At 73.0% G+C, this 17,347-nt stretch carries 18 protein-coding genes and 4 tRNA genes; 11 read left to right on the top strand and 11 right to left on the bottom strand.

The genetic code is table 11. From position 1 onward, the window contains the following. The first annotated feature begins 153 nt into the window (after positions 1–153). A complete protein-coding gene (locus tag ACFU7Y_RS02145; protein WP_380766093.1) occupies positions 154–2,580 on the top strand; it encodes a helicase-associated domain-containing protein in 2,427 nt (808 codons plus the stop codon). A gap of 135 nt (positions 2,581–2,715) precedes the next feature. On the opposite strand, the gene ACFU7Y_RS02140 is transcribed toward ACFU7Y_RS02145, so the two are convergent. The 6 genes from ACFU7Y_RS02140 to ACFU7Y_RS02115 form a co-directional block, all read right to left on the bottom strand. Then, entirely contained in the window at positions 2,716–3,141 is a 426-nt protein-coding gene (locus ACFU7Y_RS02140) for a cytotoxic translational repressor of toxin-antitoxin stability system (RefSeq protein WP_380766091.1), read from the bottom strand. Beyond that, positions 3,138–3,554: a type II toxin-antitoxin system HicB family antitoxin gene (locus tag ACFU7Y_RS02135; protein ID WP_224283296.1), complete on the bottom strand. Its 417-nt coding sequence runs from the start codon at positions 3,552–3,554 to the stop codon at positions 3,138–3,140. The genes ACFU7Y_RS02140 and ACFU7Y_RS02135 overlap by 4 nt, the downstream gene beginning before the upstream one ends. 177 nt (positions 3,555–3,731) lie before the next feature. Then, positions 3,732–3,805 (bottom strand) — tRNA-Phe (locus ACFU7Y_RS02130). A 27-nt stretch (positions 3,806–3,832) separates the two neighbouring features. Beyond that, positions 3,833–3,906: transfer RNA gene (locus tag ACFU7Y_RS02125), tRNA-Asp, on the bottom strand. Between the two features lie 54 nt (positions 3,907–3,960). Then, positions 3,961–4,033: transfer RNA gene (locus tag ACFU7Y_RS02120), tRNA-Glu, on the bottom strand. Between the two features lie 123 nt (positions 4,034–4,156). Then, positions 4,157–4,498, bottom strand: a complete 342-nt coding sequence (locus ACFU7Y_RS02115) for a metallopeptidase family protein (protein ID WP_224283295.1) — start codon at positions 4,496–4,498, stop codon at positions 4,157–4,159. Positions 4,499–4,568: 70 nt separating this feature from the next. On the opposite strand from ACFU7Y_RS02115, the gene crcB (ACFU7Y_RS02110) reads away from it, so the two are divergent. The 6 genes from crcB (ACFU7Y_RS02110) to ACFU7Y_RS02085 all read left to right on the top strand — a co-directional run bounded on the left by crcB (ACFU7Y_RS02110) (position 4,569) and on the right by ACFU7Y_RS02085 (position 10,090). Continuing rightward, entirely contained in the window at positions 4,569–5,087 is a 519-nt protein-coding gene (gene crcB / locus ACFU7Y_RS02110) for a fluoride efflux transporter CrcB (protein WP_380766087.1), read from the top strand. Further along, positions 5,084–5,467 (top strand): DUF190 domain-containing protein, encoded by a 384-nt coding sequence (locus tag ACFU7Y_RS02105; protein WP_380766085.1) that lies wholly within the window; start codon positions 5,084–5,086, stop codon positions 5,465–5,467. The genes crcB (ACFU7Y_RS02110) and ACFU7Y_RS02105 overlap by 4 nt, the downstream gene beginning before the upstream one ends. Beyond that, positions 5,464–5,838 (top strand): fluoride efflux transporter CrcB, encoded by a 375-nt coding sequence (gene crcB / locus ACFU7Y_RS02100; RefSeq protein ID WP_224285555.1) that lies wholly within the window; start codon positions 5,464–5,466, stop codon positions 5,836–5,838. Before ACFU7Y_RS02105 ends, crcB (ACFU7Y_RS02100) begins: the two co-directional genes overlap by 4 nt. 136 nt (positions 5,839–5,974) lie before the next feature. After that, positions 5,975–6,706: a hypothetical protein gene (locus tag ACFU7Y_RS02095; protein WP_380766083.1), complete on the top strand. Its 732-nt coding sequence runs from the start codon at positions 5,975–5,977 to the stop codon at positions 6,704–6,706. 195 nt (positions 6,707–6,901) lie between these two features. Beyond that, positions 6,902–9,070: a DEAD/DEAH box helicase gene (locus tag ACFU7Y_RS02090; RefSeq protein ID WP_380766081.1), complete on the top strand. Its 2,169-nt coding sequence runs from the start codon at positions 6,902–6,904 to the stop codon at positions 9,068–9,070. A 186-nt stretch (positions 9,071–9,256) separates the two neighbouring features. Next, the gene (locus ACFU7Y_RS02085) at positions 9,257–10,090 is read left to right on the top strand and encodes a TIGR02452 family protein (RefSeq protein WP_380766079.1); all 834 of its coding nucleotides are present in this window, start codon (positions 9,257–9,259) and stop codon (positions 10,088–10,090) included. Positions 10,091–10,168: 78 nt separating this feature from the next. Here ACFU7Y_RS02085 and ACFU7Y_RS02080 read toward each other — a convergent pair whose 3' ends face one another. Both ACFU7Y_RS02080 and ACFU7Y_RS02075 read right to left on the bottom strand, forming a co-directional pair. Then, positions 10,169–10,504, bottom strand: a complete 336-nt coding sequence (locus ACFU7Y_RS02080) for a hypothetical protein (protein WP_380766078.1) — start codon at positions 10,502–10,504, stop codon at positions 10,169–10,171. A 73-nt stretch (positions 10,505–10,577) separates the two neighbouring features. Further along, the gene (locus ACFU7Y_RS02075) at positions 10,578–11,672 is read right to left on the bottom strand and encodes a hypothetical protein (protein WP_380766076.1); all 1,095 of its coding nucleotides are present in this window, start codon (positions 11,670–11,672) and stop codon (positions 10,578–10,580) included. On the opposite strand from ACFU7Y_RS02075, the gene ACFU7Y_RS02070 reads away from it, so the two are divergent. After that, on the top strand, positions 11,646–12,260 hold the full coding sequence (locus tag ACFU7Y_RS02070) for an RICIN domain-containing protein (RefSeq protein WP_380766108.1): 615 nt from the start codon (positions 11,646–11,648) through the stop codon (positions 12,258–12,260). The genes ACFU7Y_RS02075 and ACFU7Y_RS02070 overlap by 27 nt on opposite strands. Positions 12,261–12,267: 7 nt before the next feature. On the opposite strand, the gene ACFU7Y_RS02065 is transcribed toward ACFU7Y_RS02070, so the two are convergent. Continuing rightward, positions 12,268–12,963 (bottom strand): tyrosine-protein phosphatase, encoded by a 696-nt coding sequence (locus ACFU7Y_RS02065; RefSeq protein WP_224281602.1) that lies wholly within the window; start codon positions 12,961–12,963, stop codon positions 12,268–12,270. Between the two features lie 142 nt (positions 12,964–13,105). Beyond that, positions 13,106–13,867: an SDR family oxidoreductase gene (locus ACFU7Y_RS02060; protein ID WP_380766073.1), complete on the bottom strand. Its 762-nt coding sequence runs from the start codon at positions 13,865–13,867 to the stop codon at positions 13,106–13,108. Between the two features lie 193 nt (positions 13,868–14,060). Between ACFU7Y_RS02060 and ACFU7Y_RS02055 the strand changes: the two genes are divergently transcribed. The 3 genes from ACFU7Y_RS02055 to ACFU7Y_RS02045 all read left to right on the top strand — a co-directional run bounded on the left by ACFU7Y_RS02055 (position 14,061) and on the right by ACFU7Y_RS02045 (position 15,777). Further along, positions 14,061–14,849, top strand: coding sequence for a DNA polymerase beta superfamily protein (locus ACFU7Y_RS02055; RefSeq protein WP_224281606.1), 789 nt, complete (start codon positions 14,061–14,063; stop codon positions 14,847–14,849). 47 nt (positions 14,850–14,896) lie between these two features. Then, positions 14,897–14,969: transfer RNA gene (locus ACFU7Y_RS02050), tRNA-Lys, on the top strand. Between the two features lie 424 nt (positions 14,970–15,393). After that, positions 15,394–15,777, top strand: coding sequence for a hypothetical protein (locus ACFU7Y_RS02045; RefSeq protein ID WP_224281607.1), 384 nt, complete (start codon positions 15,394–15,396; stop codon positions 15,775–15,777). Positions 15,778–15,828: 51 nt separating this feature from the next. Here the strand turns inward: ACFU7Y_RS02045 and ACFU7Y_RS02040 are convergent, their stop codons facing one another. Then, positions 15,829–16,533 carry a hypothetical protein gene (locus ACFU7Y_RS02040; protein WP_380766070.1) on the bottom strand — a complete coding sequence of 235 codons (705 nt, stop codon included), beginning with the start codon at positions 16,531–16,533 and terminating at the stop codon, positions 15,829–15,831. Positions 16,534–17,347: the final 814 nt, after the last annotated feature.

The following is a 17,347-nucleotide window of genomic DNA, read 5'->3' as shown; positions in this document are numbered from 1 at the left end:
CACTCCGCGAGGGACATTGTCCACAGGAGCGCGTCTTCGGATGCCCTCGTCCACTTCGGGTCGCGTCAGCGTTGGCGCAATACGACGGTGGAAGGGTTCCTGGCTTCAAACCTCTGGTCCCGTTCCCGCTGGCGACTCGTTACGCTCGGTGCGGTGACAGCAGCACGAAGCCTCGCGATTTGGCTGGCCGACCGTACTCCTTCGCAGCTGACCGAACTGCTGGAGCAGCGCGAACTTCCCTACGCGGCCAGGGTGGCGAGCCTGACCGGTCTGGCCGACCACCTGCTGACGGACGCCTCGACGGCCCTGGGGCTGAGCGAGATCAGCCTCGGGGACCTTCAACTGCTGGTCGCTGTGGCGACCTTGGCCGAACGGTTGCACGGTCCGCTACCGGCCGTCCCGCCGACTCATCACCTGTTCATGGGTTACGGCGGTCGTTCACCGCGACTCGACGCGCTTGCGGTCGACCCCGCTGACCGGTCCGTGACCTGGGATCAGCTCTTCGGATTCCTGCAACTCGACGGTGCGGGTCGGTCCGCGGCCGAGGCCGCGCTGTCCCGGCTGACCGAGCGGGCCCTGGTGCTGCCCTCGTCCGGAAGCAGGGTCACCGTTCCGATCCTGGTCCACCGCCAGGCGGGCGAAGGCGGCGGTTACGGCCGGCCCGCCGAACAACTGCTCACCGAGGCCTTCAACGCTCCGGAGATCCACCGCATCGCGCAGGGACTGGGGCTCGCGAAGGCGCGGACTCGAGACGAGGCGCAGCGGCAGATCGTGGACGTGCTCAGGGACGCGAAGCGCGTGCACGCCATGGCCGCCGAAGCGCCGCCCGCGGCCCTGGATCTGCTGGACAAAATGGTTCCGGGCCCGCCACTGCTGCGCACGCACTGCTTCGTCTCCCGGTACGGCGGCGGCTTCTACCCGGGCTCCGGAGGCAAGTTCACCTTCCGGGAAGGCGGCTCGGGAGATCCCGGCACGGACTGGCTGGCCGCCCGCGGCCTGGTCCTTCCGGTGGATGAGGACCTGGCGGAACTGCCGCGCGAGGTGGCCGACGCGTTGCGCGACCACGACCGCGCGCCGAGCTACCAGCCCGCCCCGCCCCCGGTCGAGGAAACGGTGGAGATCCCGGGTGGTGCAGTCGAGAGCCAGGCGCAGGCGGCGTTGGCCGAGGCGGCCTCCCGGGTCGAGCTGATGCTCCGCCAGATGGTCGTGCAGCCGCTCGCTGTGCGCAAGGCGGGCGGGATCGCAGTCCGGGACACCCGCCGGCTGGCGAAGACGGCCGGCATGCCGGAGGAACAAGCCCGGTTGTGGCTCGACCTGGCGAACAACGCGGACCTGATCACCCCTTGCGCCGAGGAACCGGAGGCCCCGGCGAGAGGGCGGGGCCGCGCGCGGGGGCCGGAATATCAGCCACCTGCCCGGATGCTGCCCACTGAGCGGTACGACGAGTGGCTGGCGGCTCCACCCGCTCAGCGGCTGCTGCCGCTCGTCGCCACCTGGGCGGTGGTGCCCGAGGTGTTCAGCTATTGGCCGGACGAGAACGACACCCCGGTCGCGCTGGTCACGCCGGAGGACAGAGAGGCTGTCGATCTGCGCTACGCCGTGCTGGAGGCTCTGGCCACCCTTCCGACCGGGCGCGGAGTCGCCACCGGCAAGTCCGCTCGCGCGCGGGCGACCGCTCTCGCCGGTCTCATCGCCACGGCGGCCTGGTTCCGCCCGACTGCCCTCGCCCAGGGTTCGTGGGAGGCTGAGCGGGTCGAGGCGACCCTGGCGGAGGCGGAGCTGCTCGGGGTCGTCGCCCACGGAGCGCTGACTCCGCTCGGGCACGCCGTGCTCGGGCTCCTGAGGGCAGGTGCACACCGCCACTTCCCAGCCGTTCCGGGCGCCGGGCCGGCGCTGCGCGACCATCCTGCTCTGGACGACGCGGTTCGGCAGTTGTCCGCGGCCCTGGACGCGCTGCTGCCCGCGCCGCAGACCACCGCCCGGTTCCAGGCGGACCTTACGGCCGTGGTCGCCGGAGCTGCCGCATCGGAGCTGACGGATCTGATGGCCGCCTGTGCGGACCGGGAGTCGCAGGGCCATGCCGTGGTGTGGCGGATCACCCCTGTGGCGGTCCGCCGGGCGCTGGACTCCGGATTGGACGCCGCCGACCTGCTGGCTCGGCTGGCCGATGTCTCCGAGGGCGGGCGGCCGCTTCCGCAGCCCCTGGAGTACCTGATCAGGGACACCGCGCGGACGCACGGCCGGATGCGAGTGGTGCGCTCCGCCTGCTGCATCCGCTCCGACGACGAGGCACTGGTGTCGGAGCTCGCCGCGGCCCGTGCGCTGTCCAGGCTCGGTTTGCGACGGATCGCGCCGACCGTGCTGATCAGCACGGCCGAGCCCGAGGCAACCCTTGCCGCGCTTCGGGCTGCCGGCTACGCCCCGGTGCTGGAGGCGGAGACCGGGACGACGGTCATCGAGAAGGCCCGCCAGGAACGCGGTCCCAAGCGCATGCCGTCACTGTCCGGAGCGCGATCGCGCCACGGTAAGGGACCGGGCACTGCCCGGTCGCTGGCGGGCGCGTTGCTGGTCGGCCGGTGACCAGGAGGATCGCCCCAACCGCTCGGGCAGGGCGATGTGCGCCGCATCGTGGCGGTGAAGTCGCCTCGGAGCTCCCGGCCCCGGGGTGGGAGCTCGGCACACTGGGCGTGTTGAATCGGCAGCGAGAGCAGCGTGTCAGTGGCCCTCGGTCCAGAATTGTTGGAGCCGGGCGATCGCTCCTGCCCTGTCCATTTTCGCGATCTCGTCCTCCGCGAGACCCACGCGGTTGATCAGCATGTGGACCAGGTCCGCAGGAAATGCCTCACGGGGCGGCTCCGGTGCGCCACGGTCGGGCAAAGTGCCGTCCAGGACGCAGGGCCAGAACTCGTCCTCTGTCACGTCCAACTGGTCGCGGAGGATGTGTGCCCACATGCTCGCGCCGTACACCGTCCGGTCCACTGGGTGGGACACCCGGGTTCGGAGGATTCGCCCGTCGTAGACGCCGAGCTCGTACGTCACATGGTGGGTACCCGTTCGGCCGCGCGCGTCACGTACGCGGTCCCAGCCTTCAACCTTGCAGAACTGCTCGTGCCGTTCGCGGGTCGGCTGAGGCCAGGTCACTTCGCGACTCCGAGCAGCCAGTCGCGGAGCTGCGCGTCGTCGCTGAGGCCGATCAGCTGAACCAGGCCCCAGTTGTCGCGGTGGTTCGGAGCGCTCAGGAGTCGGTCCTGCCAGTCCTCCGCGTACTCGCGGAGCGCGTCGACCATCTCGTCGATGGCCTCGTCAAACGTCCCGCCATCTGCGGCGACCGGGAGGCCGGGGAAGAACACCGACCAGCCGCCACCCTCGGCGACCACCTCGGCCTTGGACGGGCACAGCAGCGTGAGGGCGTGGCGCAGCCGCCCCGCGTCGACCACAGCCGCACGGCCGGTGTCTCGGCGAACGGTCGCGACCCTGCCCTGCCCGGCTGCGTCCAGTAGGTCCTTCAGGTGTGCTCGGGCTTCGGTGTAGCTCTCGTAGTGGACTGCTGTCATTGGGAGCCTCCTCGTCCGAGAATCAGGGTCGCGCCCGCTGCGAAGTACGTCAAGTACGTCACGTACCTGCCCTCGACCAGGAAGATGGTGACCGTCCGCTGTCCCGTTGGCGTCAAACGACACGAAAATGCCCCCGAAGCGAGCTGCTTCGGGGGCATCGTGCCTGGTCAGGCTATGTGGCCAGGGCCGGGGTCGAACCGGCGACCTTCCGCTTTTCAGGCGGACGCTCGTACCAACTGAGCTACCTGGCCGTACTGCACCGTCTCTTGCGAGACGAGCGATCCCGACGGGACTTGAACCCGCGACCTCCACCTTGACAGGGTGGCGAGCTAACCAACTGCTCCACGGGACCTAGAAGTGGCGAACCACTCAGGTCTTGCGCACTGCACTTTACTACGGTACTGCGTGCCCCCAACGGGATTCGAACCCGTGCTACCGCCTTGAAAGGGCGGCGTCCTGGGCCACTAGACGATGAGGGCTTGTGGCCTGTCCCGCTGTTCCCAGCGCTCGGGGACGTCGAGAAGCATATGGGATGCAGGGCGGATCGCCAAAACGGGATTCGGCCGGGTGGGGGTACGGGTGGTGGGGCCGGTTGCGGGGGGTCAGGACCAGCCGAGCTCGTCCAGCTCGTGGTCGTCGAAGCCGAAGTGGTGGGCGACCTCGTGGATGACCGTGGTGCGGACCTCCTCGACCACCTGTTCGTGGGTCTCGCAGTGGCGCAGGGTGGGGCCGCGGTAGATCAGGATGCGGTCGGGCAGGACGCCGGCGTACCACTCGCCGCGCTCCGTGAGCGGGGTGCCCTCGTACAGGCCGAGGAGTTCCGGGTCGCTCGGGTCGGGCTCGTCCTCGACGAAGATCGCGACGTTGTCCATCATGGCCGCGAGCTGCGGGGGGATCTGGTCGAGGGCGTCGCTGACCAGCGTCTCGAACTCTTCCCGGGTCATCTCCACCGGATCATTGTCCGGTGTCGGATGACGGTGTGCCAGGTGGCGGAGGCCGGTGTTTGATGGGGCTATGACCACCTCGGAGGACACCGTGGACGACGCTGCGGGCGGCACCGCGGCGGACGGCCCGGCCCGGAACCGGCCGCCGGTGCTGCGCGGGCAGGGGCGGGCGGTGGCGGTGGTCGCGGCGGGCGGGGCGATCGGGGCCACTGCGCGGTACGCGGCCGGGCTCGGCTGGCAGACCGGGCCGACGGCCTTCCCGTGGACGACGCTGCTGGTCAACGTGGTCGGCTGCGCGGTGATCGGGGTGTTCCTGGTGGTGATCACCGAGGGGCGCCAGGCGCATCCGCTGGTGCGGCCGTTCTTCGGTACCGGCGTGCTGGGCGGGTTCACCACCTTCTCGACGTACGCGGTGGACATCCGACGCCTGCTGGAGGGCGGCCGGCCCGGGCCCGCGCTGGCGTACCTCGGGCTGACGCTGGTGGGCGCGCTGTTCGCGGTGTGGGCGGCGGCCGGGCTGACCCGGCGTCTGATCCACCGGGCCGTCCGCCGCGGGGCCGGACGGGGCGCCGGCGGGGGTACGCGGTGAACCGGCTGAGCGGGCCGGCGCTGCGGCTGACCGTGCTGATCGGGGAGAGCGACCGGTGGCACCACCGCCCGCTGTACAGCGAGATCGTGCACCGCGCCCGGGAGGCCGGGCTGGCCGGGGCGAGCGTGTTCCGGGGGATCGAGGGGTTCGGTGCCTCGTCGTTGGTGCACACCACGCGGCTGCTGTCGCTGAGCGAGGACCTGCCGGTGGCGGTGGTGATCGTGGACGAGGAGGAGCGGGTGCGGGCGTTCCTGCCGCAGCTGGACGGGATGGTGGCGGAGGGGCTGGTGCTGCTGGACCGCTGCGAGGTCGTGACCTACGCGGGCCGGGGGCCGGGCCGGGATTCGGGCCGTCCGGGCCGGGGGGAGACGGCGGAGTGAACTGGCTGCTGGTGGTGGCCGGTGCGGTGGTCGGCGCGCCGCTGCGGTACCTGACCGACCGGGCGGTGCAGTCCCGGCACGACTCGGTGTTCCCGTGGGGGACGTTCGCCGTCAACGTGGTCGGCTGCCTGATCCTCGGGCTGGTGACCGGCGCGGTGGCGGCGGGTGCGGCCTCCTCGAAGGTCCAGCTGCTGCTGGGCACGGGGCTGTGCGGGGCGCTGACCACCTACTCGACCTTCTCGTACGAGACCCTGCGGCTGGCCGAGACCGGCGCCGGCCGGTACGCGCTGGCCAACGTGGCCGGCAGCGTGGTGGCGGGCCTGGCCGCGGTGTACGCGGGCGCGGAGCTGGCCTCGGCGCTCTGGGGCTGAGCGGGCGCCGGAGTGCCGGGCCCGCCGGGCGAGCTTGCGCGCTGCCCGTGTCCCGCCGGGCCGGGCGCGCGTTGGGCACCGAAAGCGGTCGCGCGCGAGTGGGCGGCCCGGGTGGGGCGGTAGAGAGGGACCTTCAGTGGCTTCGGTACGGGCGGCACGGGCGGTGCGGGCGGTGCGGGTGCGGATGGCCGCGGTGCGTACGGCTCCGGGGCGGGAGGCGGCGGTCCCGCGCTCGCGCGCGGTACGGGCGGCGGCGCTGCTGACGGTGGCCGGGCTCGGACTGACCGGGTGCATGTCGGTCGGTCCGGCGGCGGAGGAGAAGCACGGTGTGGCGCCGGTCGGGCAGGCCGGTCCGGCGGCCCGGCCGGGAGCGACCGGCGGGCCCTCGGCCTCGCCGGGCGCCGGGCACCCGGGCGGGGCCTCGGGGCACCCCGAGCGGTCGGGGGGCCTCCAGGGCGAGGGCGGGGCGAACGGGGCCACCGCCACGGTGCCCGGCGATGCGGCCGCGGGGGCGAACGGCGCGGTGGCCGGGGTGGTCCCGGTGCCGGGGGCGGGCGCTCCCGACGGCGGGCCGGGCGGCGGTTCGGCGGACGGTGCGAACACCAGCCCCGTGCCGCACCCGGGTGGCGGGCCGGGCGGGTCCGGCGGCGCGGCGGGCTCCGGCGGCGCCGGTGGGGCGGGCGGCACCGGGGAGGGCCGCTCCGGCGGCGGTTCGGCCGGGACGCCCTCGGTCACCCCGAGCAGCCGCCCGTCGAGCACCCCCGCGCCCGAGCGCAGCTCGCCCGCCGCGACCGTCCCACCGGCCCCGGACCCATCCTCCGGCAGCTCCGGTTCCTCGGCCCCGAGCCCCCGCGCGGCCGGGCATTAGCGGATTGAGCAGGGGGTTTGCCTCCGATCCCGAGGCTCGTCTATGGTGGTAGATCGTTCGTTTGATCCATTTGACTGGCGCCCTAATCCCATCTGGCGCCCTTGGCGCGTTCCGGCGATCCGTGGCTGACCGCATAGAGGCGGTTGTGAAACAGAACCCCGGACTTTGGCGCGTGCCACTTCCGGAAGGTTCTGCATGTCTCTCGTTGACGACGCCCGCTTCGCCATGCCCGCGAACGAGGCCGCCGCCGATGTCACCGACACCACCGACACCATCGACACCGCCGCGGACGAGGTGATCGCCGAGGCCGTGGAGGCCACCGAGGAGGCGGCCGCCGGGTCCACCATCACCTTCGGTGACCTGGGCCTGCACGACGACGTGGTGCGCGCCCTCGCCAAGCGCGGCGTCACCACCCCGTTCCCGATCCAGGCCGCGACCATCCCGGACGCGCTGGCCGGCAAGGACGTGCTGGGCCGTGGCCGCACCGGCTCCGGCAAGACCCTCAGCTTCGGCCTGCCGCTGCTCACCCGCCTCGCCGACGGCGAGCGCACCAAGCCCAAGCACCCGCGCGGTCTGATCCTCGTCCCGACCCGCGAGCTGGCCATGCAGGTCGCCGACGCCCTGGAGCCGTTCGGCTCGGTGCTCGGCCTGCGCCTCAAGGTCGTCTGCGGTGGCACCTCGATGTCGAACCAGATCTACGCGCTGGAGCGTGGCGTCGACATCCTGGTCGCCACTCCCGGCCGTCTGCGCGACCTGCTCAACCGCGGCTCCGCCAAGCTGGACGACGTCAAGACCGTCGTGCTCGACGAGGCCGACCAGATGGCCGACATGGGCTTCCTGCCCGAGGTCACCGAGATCCTCGACCAGGTGCCGGCCGGCGGCCAGCGCCTGCTGTTCTCCGCCACCCTGGAGAACGAGATCGACACCCTGGTCAAGCGCTACCTGAAGAACCCGGTCACCCACGAGGTCGACCCGTCGGCCGGCGCGGTCACCACCATGACCCACCACATCCTCGTGGTGAAGCCCAAGGACAAGGCGCCGATCACCAACGCGATCGCCGCCCGCAAGGGCCGCACGATCATCTTCGTCCGCACCCAGATGGGCGCCGACCGCGTCGCCGAGCAGCTGATCGAGGCCGGCGTGAAGGCCGACGCGCTGCACGGCGGCATGACCCAGGGCGCCCGCACCCGTGTCCTCGGCGACTTCAAGGACGGCTACACCAACGTCGTCGTCGCCACCGACGTCGCCGCCCGCGGCATCCACGTCGACGGCATCGACCTGGTCCTCAACGTGGACCCGGCCGGCGACCACAAGGACTACCTGCACCGCTCCGGCCGCACCGCGCGGGCCGGCCGCTCCGGCGCCGTTGTCACCCTGGTGCTGCCGCACCAGCGCCGCGGCGTCTTCCGCCTGATGGAGGACGCGGGCGTGGACGCCTCGCGCCACATCCTCGACCACGCCTTCGACGCGGAGGTCGCCAAGATCACCGGCGCCCGTTCGCTGACCGAGGTCCAGGCCGAGAGCGCCGCCAACATCGCCGGTGCCGCCGAGCGCGAGATCGCCGACATGACCCGCCAGCTGGAGCGCGCGCAGCGCCGCGCCACCGAGCTGCGCGAGGAGGCCGACCGCCTGGCCGCCCGGGCGGCGCGCGAGCGGGCCGAGCTGGGCATCGAGGACGAGGCGCCGGCCGCCGAGGCCGAGTCCGGCGAGTCGGCCGCGACCGAGGCCGCTCCGGCCGCCGAGGCCGTCGCCGCGCCGCAGACCGAGGAGCGCGCCCCGTCGTACCGCGAGGCGCGCAGCGAGCGTCCGGCCTTCGGCCGCGACCGCGACCGCGACCGGGACCGTGACCGTGACGACCGTCGTTCGGGCGGCTTCGGCCGTGACCGCGACCGTGACCGGGACCGTGACCGCGACGACCGCCGTTCGGGTGGCTTCGGCGGCGGCCGTGACCGGGACCGTGACGACCGTCGCTCCGGTGGCTTCGACCGTGACCGCGGTGGTTTCAACCGTGACCGTGGCGGCTTCGGCGGCGGCCGTGACCGTGACGAGCGTCGCTCCGGTGGCTTCGACCGTGACCGCGGTGGTTTCAACCGTGACCGCGACGACCGTGGCGGCCGCTCCTTCGGTGACCGTCCGGCCCGCTCCTTCGGTGACCGCCCGTCCTTCGGCCGGGACCGTGACGAGCGCGGCGGCAGCAGCCGTCCGTTCTCGCGCCGCGACGACCACCGCTCCGGCGGCCGTCCGCAGTCCGACCGCGGCGGCTTCAACCGTGACCGTGGCGGCTTCGGCGGCGGCCGCGACCGTGACGACCGCCGCTCCGGTGGCTTCGACCGCGACGACCGCAAGCCGCGCTGGAAGAACTGACGCCGTACGGGCGGTAGTCGACCGCCGACCCGGCTGAACGTACGAAGGGCCCGCTCCGTCCCCGGAGCGGGCCCTTCGCGTTCCCCCGACACCCCCCGACACCTGACGGTGCCCCCCTGAGGTGTTGTTCTGGAAGTGAGAATAACCTGTGGCGCGCGGGCGCGGTAGTCCCGTAGCGTCGCGGCCATGAGCAGCAGACTGCACGACGTGGCACGGGTGAACGAGGAGATCGCCGAGCGGGGGAGCTACCGGACGACCGGGGGCGAACTCGTGCGGGTGGGGGAGGAGTTGACGGCGGCGAAGGCCGGCACGGTGTCGTATGCGCCGGAGCGGCTGGACGCGCTGCTGGCCGCGGGGGACCGCGGGCCGGGGCCGGCGGCCGGGCGGATCGAGGTGACGGCCGAGGGGAGCATCCAGGCCGCCCGCCGGCTGGTCGAGGCCGGGGCGGGGCCGGTCGGGGTGCTGAACTTCGCCTCCGCGCGCAACCCCGGCGGCGGCTACCTGCGCGGCGCCCGCGCCCAGGAGGAGGACCTGTGCCGCAGCGCGCTGCTGTACAGCTGCCTGCTGGAGGCGCCGGACTACTACGAGGCGCACCGGGCCTCCACCGACCTCCGGTACAGCCACCGGGTGATCGTCTCCCCGGCGGTGCCGGTGATCCGGGACGGGCGCGGCGAGCTGCTGGCGCAGCCGTACCCGGTCACCTTCCTGACCTCGCCCGCGCCCAACGCCGGTCAGCTGGAACGGCGTTCGCCCGGTACGGACGTCCGGGGCGTGCTCGCCGAGCGGGCCGTGCGGGTGCTCGCGGCGGCCGCCCGGCACGAGGTGCGCACGCTGGTGCTCGGCGCCTGGGGCTGCGGGGTGTTCCGCAACGACCCGGCGCAGGTCGCCGAGGCCTTCGAGGGGGCACTGGCCCGGTACGGGGCGGCCTTCGAGCGGGTGGTGTTCGCGGTCTGGGACCGTTCGCCCGTCTCGGCGAACCGGGCCGCCTTCGAGGCCCGGTTCGGTGCGGCGGTCCGCTAGTCGGCCGGCTTCTCCCGGTCCGCCGGCCGGCTGCCTCCCCGGGCCGGTAGCCGGCTACTCCTCCCGCCCGGCAGCCGGCTACTTCCTGCGGGCGGAGAGCGCCGTCGCGGCCGTGGAGGCCGCCGCGACCACGCCGGTCACGGCGAAGACGGACGGCCAGGCGCCGATCCGCTTCGCCAGCGGGTGCGAGCCGCCGAACGCGGCGACGTACAGGCCGGTCAGTGCCGCCGCGGTGCCCGTGCCCGAGCTCCGGCGCCACTGCACGGCCGCCCCGGCGCCGGCCACCGCCAGCACCGCGCCGCCCAGTTCGCGCCGGCCGCTCCATCGGGCGACGCCGTAACCGCCGACCAGACCGCTCGCCGCGGTCAGCGCGGCGGGCGCGGCGGCCGCGAGCACGTTCGGGACCTTCGCCATCGTCGACTCCACTCCTCGGGGCTGTGTCCGTTTCCGACCATAACCCGGCGAACGGACGGGGCCGCCGGGGCCTCTACCGGAACGCCTCGGCGGGCGTCTGCCCCGGCACCGTCGCGGCCAGCCGGCGGGCGGCCTCCGCCGGGTCGAGCACCCGCTCCAGCCGCAGGTCGCCCGGGACCTCCTGGATGAACCGCCCGGCCGACCAGCTCCGCTCGTACGGCAGCGGCTCCAGCACCAGGGTGCGCACGCCGTCCACCACCGGGACGTCGCTCGGCGTCCCCTCGTTCCAGATCCAGGAGCCGTCCGGAGCGACCAGGTTGAAGGCGCCGGTGGCGATCACCCGGCGGCCGTCCAGGAACGCCGTCCGGGCCAGTGCCACCACCTCCCGGTCCTGCGGGGTGCCGGGCAGGTGGCCGCCGCCGATCAGCACGTCGGCGAGCAGGGTGTGCAGCTGGAAGGTGTCGCTCAGGCCGCTCATCCGCAGCAGGTAGCCGGTGCCGGTGGGGCGGTCGAGCACCAGCAGCGGCTCGTCGTCCAGCATCAGCGCCAGGTGGACCAGGCCCTTGAAGTCGTGCTGCTCGCCCTGGTAGCGGTCGAACAGCTCCAGGATCACCTCGGTCACGCCCGACGCGCGGGCCTCGGCCCGGACCTCCGCGTGCGCGTACACCGCCCAGGCCGCCTGCTGCCACAGGTGCAGCGTCCACCAGGCGACCACGGCGAGGTGGGCGTGCCACTCGTCCAGGTGCGCCGGGTCGGCGATCCGCTCGTGCGCCTCGGCGGGATCGTCCTCCTCCGCGTCGGGCAGCGGGCCGCCGCCGGTGGAGACCCAGCGCCGCACCAGCAGCTGCGCGCCGGTCAGCGCCCCGCGCAGCCCGGCCAGCACCGGGCCGGAGCAGGCGACCGGGTCGGCGCCGTGCTCCACGCAGGCGCCCACCACCATGGCCAGGTGCGCGCGGGGGAACGGCGGGGCGTCCGCCAGCAGCGCGGCCAGCCGGGGACCGGCCGCCACCCGCTCCGCCGGATCGGCCGCGCCGAACAGCCCGCCGACCAGCCCGAGGGCGGGCCCGAACTGCTCGTCGTCCCCGGACGCGACCACGGCCTCCAGGGCGGCCACGGCTTCGGAGAACGTGGGCTGTTGACGGTGCGACGGTATCTGCTCGGTGGACATTCGCCGCAGCATAGGGGGCGGAGCCGGTCCGGTGGAAACGCCTCCGTTTCCCGGCCGGGGGCGGCCCGGTGGAGGCGGCGTCGGCGGCGGTGCCCGGGGACGGGCCCTGTCGGTGCCCGGTGGCAGACTTCGACCGTGACCAACTCCGCGATCACCGACGGCAGCTACCTCGTCCGCAACGTCGGCAGCGGCCTGCTGCTGCAGGTCGCCGACGCCTCCCGGCGCAGCGGCGCCCGGATCGTCCTCGGCACGGACGACGGCAGCGATGCCCAGCTCTGGCGCTTCACCGCCGTCCACCCGGGCGGCGCGCTGTTCCACATCGAGAACGCCGGCAGCGGCAAGCGCCTGGACGTCACCGGCGCCTCGACGGACGACGGCGTGCGGATCCAGCAGTGGTCGGCCAACGCCTTCGGCGCCCAGGAGTGGCTGCTGGAGGCCCACGTCGACGCCCCGGGCACCTACACGGTCACCAGCTTCATCAGCGGCAAGCCCCTGACGGCGGGCGACACCCCGGAGGCCGACGTCCACCAGCGCGAGGACGTCGACGCCCCGACCCAGTGGTGGCGCTTCGAGCGCCGGGAGGGCTGAAGGGCCGTCAGCCCGCGAGGTTGGCGCGGACGGCGTCGACTTCGGCCTCCGTCGCGCCGTGGTGGTGGAGGTAGCCGGGGATCGTGCCGTGACGGTCGTGGATCCAGGCCAGGGAGGAGACGAGGAGTTCGGCGTCGACCGGACGGGAGAGGCGCTCGGTGCCGGTCTCGTCGACGTACGGGGTGGGGCCCTTGTCGAGGCCGAGGCCGATGTTGGAGAGCAGGAAGTCGGCGGTGATCTCGGCTTCGGAGGCGCCCAGCAGGGACTGGAGGACGGCGATGGTGAGCCCGGTGCGGTCCTTGCCGACGGCGCAGTGGACGACGGCGGCCAGCGACTGCGGTGCGGCGAGGCGGCGGACGACGGCGGCGAGCGAGGGGCCGGCCGTCGAGGCCATGAAGGGGTAGAGGGCGGCCTGGTCCTCGGGCCACGGCCGGTCGCCGTCCTCGGGGTGCGGGGGCAGGGTCGGCAGACCGAGGGTCTCGTGGTCGAGGTCGTACCGCTGGTCCGGCCAGACGTCCAGCTCGAACTCGCTGCGCAGGTCGATCACCGTCCGCAGGCCGAGGGACTTGAGCCGCCGGGCGCCCTCCTCGGTGAGGGTGTGGAAGGACCCGGAGCGGTACAGCACGCCCCGGCGGAGGGCGCCGATCCCGCCCGCGTCACGGAAGTTGCGCACACCGGGGATGTCGATGAAGGCATCGGTCATGGCCACCACCGTACGGGCGGGGGCGGGCGGGCGGAAGGAAAAATGCGACGCCGGCCGCCCGGCGGGACGACACCGTCCGGAACCCGCCCCCGCCGGGGCGACACCGTCCGGAACCCGCCCCCGCCGGGGCGGAACCGGCTGCTCAGCGCCCGCCCGAGACCTCCAGGAACGCCCCCGTGGTGTACGAGGCCGCCGGGGAGAGCAGGAAGAGGATCGCCTCGGCGACCTCCTCCGGCTGCCCGCCGCGGCCCATCGGCAGACCGGGCGCGACCCGGTCGACCCGGCCGGGCTCCCCGCCGAGCGCGTGGATGCCGGTGTGGATCAGCCCCGGCCGCACCGCGTTGACCCGGATGCCCTCGGCGGCGACCTCCAGGGCGAGGCCGCGGGTCATCGAGTCGACGGCGCCCTTGGCGGCCGCGTAGTCGACGTACTCGTTCGGCGAGCCGATCCGGGAGGCGGCCGAGCCGACGTTGACGATGGCGCCGCCGCGCCCGCCGTGCTGGGTGGACATCCGGCGGACGGCCTGGGCCGCGCACAGGAACGGGCCGGTGATGTTGGCGGCCCAGATCCGGTTCAGCCGGTCCTCGTCGATCTCCTCCAGCCGGCACTGCTTCTCCAGCGTGCCGGCGTTGTTCACCAGCCCGGTGAGCGGGCCGAGTTCGTCGTCCACGGTGCTGAACAGCCGTTCCACCTCGGCGGTGCGGGTGACGTCGGCGCGGACCGCGAGTGCGGTGCCGCCCTCGGCCCGGATCGCGTCCACGACGGAGGACGCCGCAGCTTCGTCCGTACGGTAGTTGACGCAGACCCGGTAGCCGCGGCGGGCGGCCAGCAGGGCGGTGGCGGCACCGATGCCGCGCCCGGCGCCGGTGACGATCAGGACCTCGTCGGTGGGAGTGGTCGACATGCCCGGTACGCTACCCGGCGCTCCGGCCGGGGACACCCGTGGCGGCCGCCCGCAGGGGGCCGTGCCTCATGGCCCGGTATCGGTGGCCGGGCCGGCCCCGGACCGGAATTCGCTCGCCCGGCGCGGCCCGCTCCGGCGAGGATGCCCGGACGAGGATGCGGTGCCCGCCCGTCCGTACGAGAGGAGTCCGCCGATGTCCACGGTTCCCGCCGTTCCCGCCGTAGCGTCCGTTTCTTCCGTTCCCGGCACGGTTCTGCTCTCGGGCATCGTCGGCTCCACCGCGTACGGCTTCGCCCACGCCGGCTCCGACCTCGACCGGCTGGGCCTGTTCGCCACCCCCACGGAGGAGTTGCACGGCCTGCACCGACCGGCCGAGTCCCACGTCGGCACCGCGCCCGACCTCACCCTGCACGAGGCCGCCAAGTGGTGCCGGCTGGCGCTGAGCTGCAACCCGACCGCCTCCGAACTGGTCTGGCTGCCGGAGGAGCTGTACGAGGTCCGCACCCCGCTCGGCGACGAACTGGTCGGCCTGCGGGTGGCCTTCCTCAGCGCGCCGGCCGTCCGGAAGGCGTACCTCGGCTATGCCGACCAGCAGTTCCGCAAGCTGCTGACCCGCGACACCACCGACCCGGCCACCCGTCGCCGGGCCGCCAAGCACGCCCGGCACCTGGTCCGGCTGGTCGAGCAGGCCGTCCGCCTGCACGAGACCGGCCGCAACCTGATCCGGCTGCCCGACCCCGAACGCATCCGCGAACTCGGCGAACGCATCGCCGACCGCCCCGCCCTCGCGGAGGGCCTGCTCGCCGACGCGGCCGACCGCCTCACCGGCCCCGGCATCCTGCCCGCCGCCCCCGACCCACGCCCCGTCGAGGCCTGGCTCCGCCGCGTCCGCGCCGCCCACTACACCCCGCCTCAAGGCCCGCTCCACACGCCCGGTGCGCCCGTGCAATCCACTGGCGGAGCCCTGGGCCCCACCGGGTAGGATCGCGGTGGTCCTTTCACCCGGCACGCCGGGCGTGCGAGGGCCGCGGGCCACTAGCTCAATTGGCAGAGCTGCGGACTTTTAATCCGTAGGTTCAGGGTTCGAGCCCCTGGTGGCCCACTCCTCCCGGAGGCGGTCTTACCCCCGCTGACCTGCGATTCAGCGCCCTGACCCGGTTCTGCCGGTCGGGGCGCTTTCGCTTTCCCTGGTGCGGGTGAGCCCGAAGTGATCCCGACGGTTTCGCCGACCGCCGCCTCACGGGCCCGGAGAACCAGCCGTGCCGCGGCCTCGGACGTCTCCCGGTCGATCTCCGGGAGGAGGCTGGTGCACGTGTCGGACGTGGGCGTGATCGTGGAGTGCCGCGGCGTCCCCAGGGGCGAGACCCTTCGGGTGAAGAAGCGGAGCAAGGCCGCCTGATCGGCGGTTTGCCGACTGCCGGGGAGTTTTCCAGACCATACGTTCAACTCCGGCGCTCACAGCGGCGGCGCTCGTGCACGGAGTTAGTCCACACCTGCCACGGACCTCGAAGCCAGGAGGAACAGTCATGCGCCTGACCCGCTGCGCTCTTGTCGCCGCAATGGTGGCGGCTTCCGCCTCGGCCTTCGGCCTGCCCCTCTTCTTCATGGACCGGATGTCCCACGGTTCCGATGCCACGCGGGTCCGCATGGTCAGCTCCTCCGGTACCTCGCAGAGCAGGGCCGAATCGTCCTGGCCACTGTCCACGAATCCGGGCCCGCAGGAATCAGTGCGCCCCTGTCACAGCTACGGCGGCCCCTACTGCGGCTGGGTGGAAATCTACTGGGGCGGCTGTGACAGGGAGTGGGGCCTGAGCTTCGGGATCAAGAACCCTGGCCGGATCTGCCCCCACGACCTCCGCGCGAGCTCCTCGGCCACGTCGGACTCCACCGAAAGCAGCGGTTCCTCCTGACCGGTTCCGCCGGGAGGACAACGTTCTCGCCCCCGGGAGGCCTGCCGTCCGCTATCGGCGCGGCTGGGTGGGCGGCGCGCCAGGCTCCTGATGTGACGTGACGTCAGATGCTGAAGATGTCGCCGGTTCCTGTTCCGACCGAGCAGCACGCTGCCGACGACGTCGGCGAAGCCAGGCGGTGGCCGGCACTCCCAGAACCATCAGCAAGCCACCGGCCGCGATCCCGATGCGCTTCGTGCTCAGACGGCCAGTGCTCCTGCCGACAGCCGCACCATCAGGCGGAAGAGGGAGGTCGGTGCCCCCGGAGGCGAGAGCCTCCGGCGCAGGCTGGCCGTTTTGATGGTGCTCCCCTTCCTGGGGCGACGGGGCGCCGGACTCCTGGGGCGACGGGGTGCCGGACGAGCCACCCTCGTCGGCAGCTTCACCATCGTGCGGACGAGCGTGGTCACCGCGGTCACCGTCGTTGTCGTAGTCGTCGATGCAGTGGGCGGCTGCGAAGCGGAAGGCTCGCTCGTGGCGGCCGAAGGCCTTCACCACGAAGACCGGGTGCTCCCTGAAAAAGCCACGAATCTGAAACTGATACAGGCCGCTGGTGTTGGTGGGATAGTTCACGTCCAAATACGTTGAGACGGTAAGGCCGGGCCATGGCGCTTCCGGTGGCGCGGACTGGTCTGGCGGGTCCCTCTGGAGAACGAGGGCCTCCGGCCCGCGCCGGCCGTTGGTCAGAATCGCCCTGAGGTTTTCGTCGATGAGCACGACACGGCGGGGACTGTGGCAGCGGCGCCAGGGATTGCGGCGATCGCGGTCCCGGTCCCGGTCCCCGTCCCCGTCCTCGTCCCCGTCCCGGAGCCACGGGGAGCCGGACGCGTGCCGCGTGGACGCCTGCGCGGCGACGCCCGCAGGCGGAGGCGCAAGGGCGATGGCCGCGCCTGCCAGCGACGCTGCAACCCAGGGTCGAAGATTCATCCAGTGACCTCCATGGGCGGTGGACGCAGGCAACCGCCTGCTGTGCGACACAGCCGAGTGCCAGAAGAAGTTAAGAGGAGTCGGCTCATCGCATCGTGAACATCTCCGGGGCGCCGCACCCTTGTCACTCAGCCGCAGGAGTTTCGTGCCCTGTCCGGCCAGGACGGCGTGGTTCGGACACCCGGCCGGAGCCGAGCTGTGTGAGCGGTGCGTGAGCGGGCCGGCGGGTCGGCGCACCGGCACCGGTGTTTCCACAGCTCGGCGTACTGCACGCTGACGTTCCGTCGAGCGCCGGACCGTTGTTGCCGCACGCCCGCGCGGATCCGCGCACCCGACGACCGCCGGCCTGAAGGACCGGCCGCCGCGGCCGCTCCGACTCCGCGACACCCTCCACGGGCCGCCCCGGCGGCCGGAATCCGGCGCCGGTGCAGGAACCGTGAAGTGGCATGGCTCACGTCGGAATCGGGCGTTTTCGACTGTTCTGTCGTGGTGTCGTCCGCCGATCGACAGCGTTGTCCGCGGCCCGGAGGTCCGTGATCGTGTCGGGCCTAAATATGATCGGAAGCCACGATCGTCGGTTAGTGGTGACGGTCGTATGTGCAAC

This window comes from Kitasatospora sp. NPDC057542 (genome assembly GCF_042801945.1).
Classification (GTDB): Bacteria; Actinomycetota; Actinomycetes; order Streptomycetales; family Streptomycetaceae; genus Kitasatospora.
Note: the sequence above shows the minus strand (reverse complement) of the source record. Positions and strands in the feature narration are given on the sequence as shown.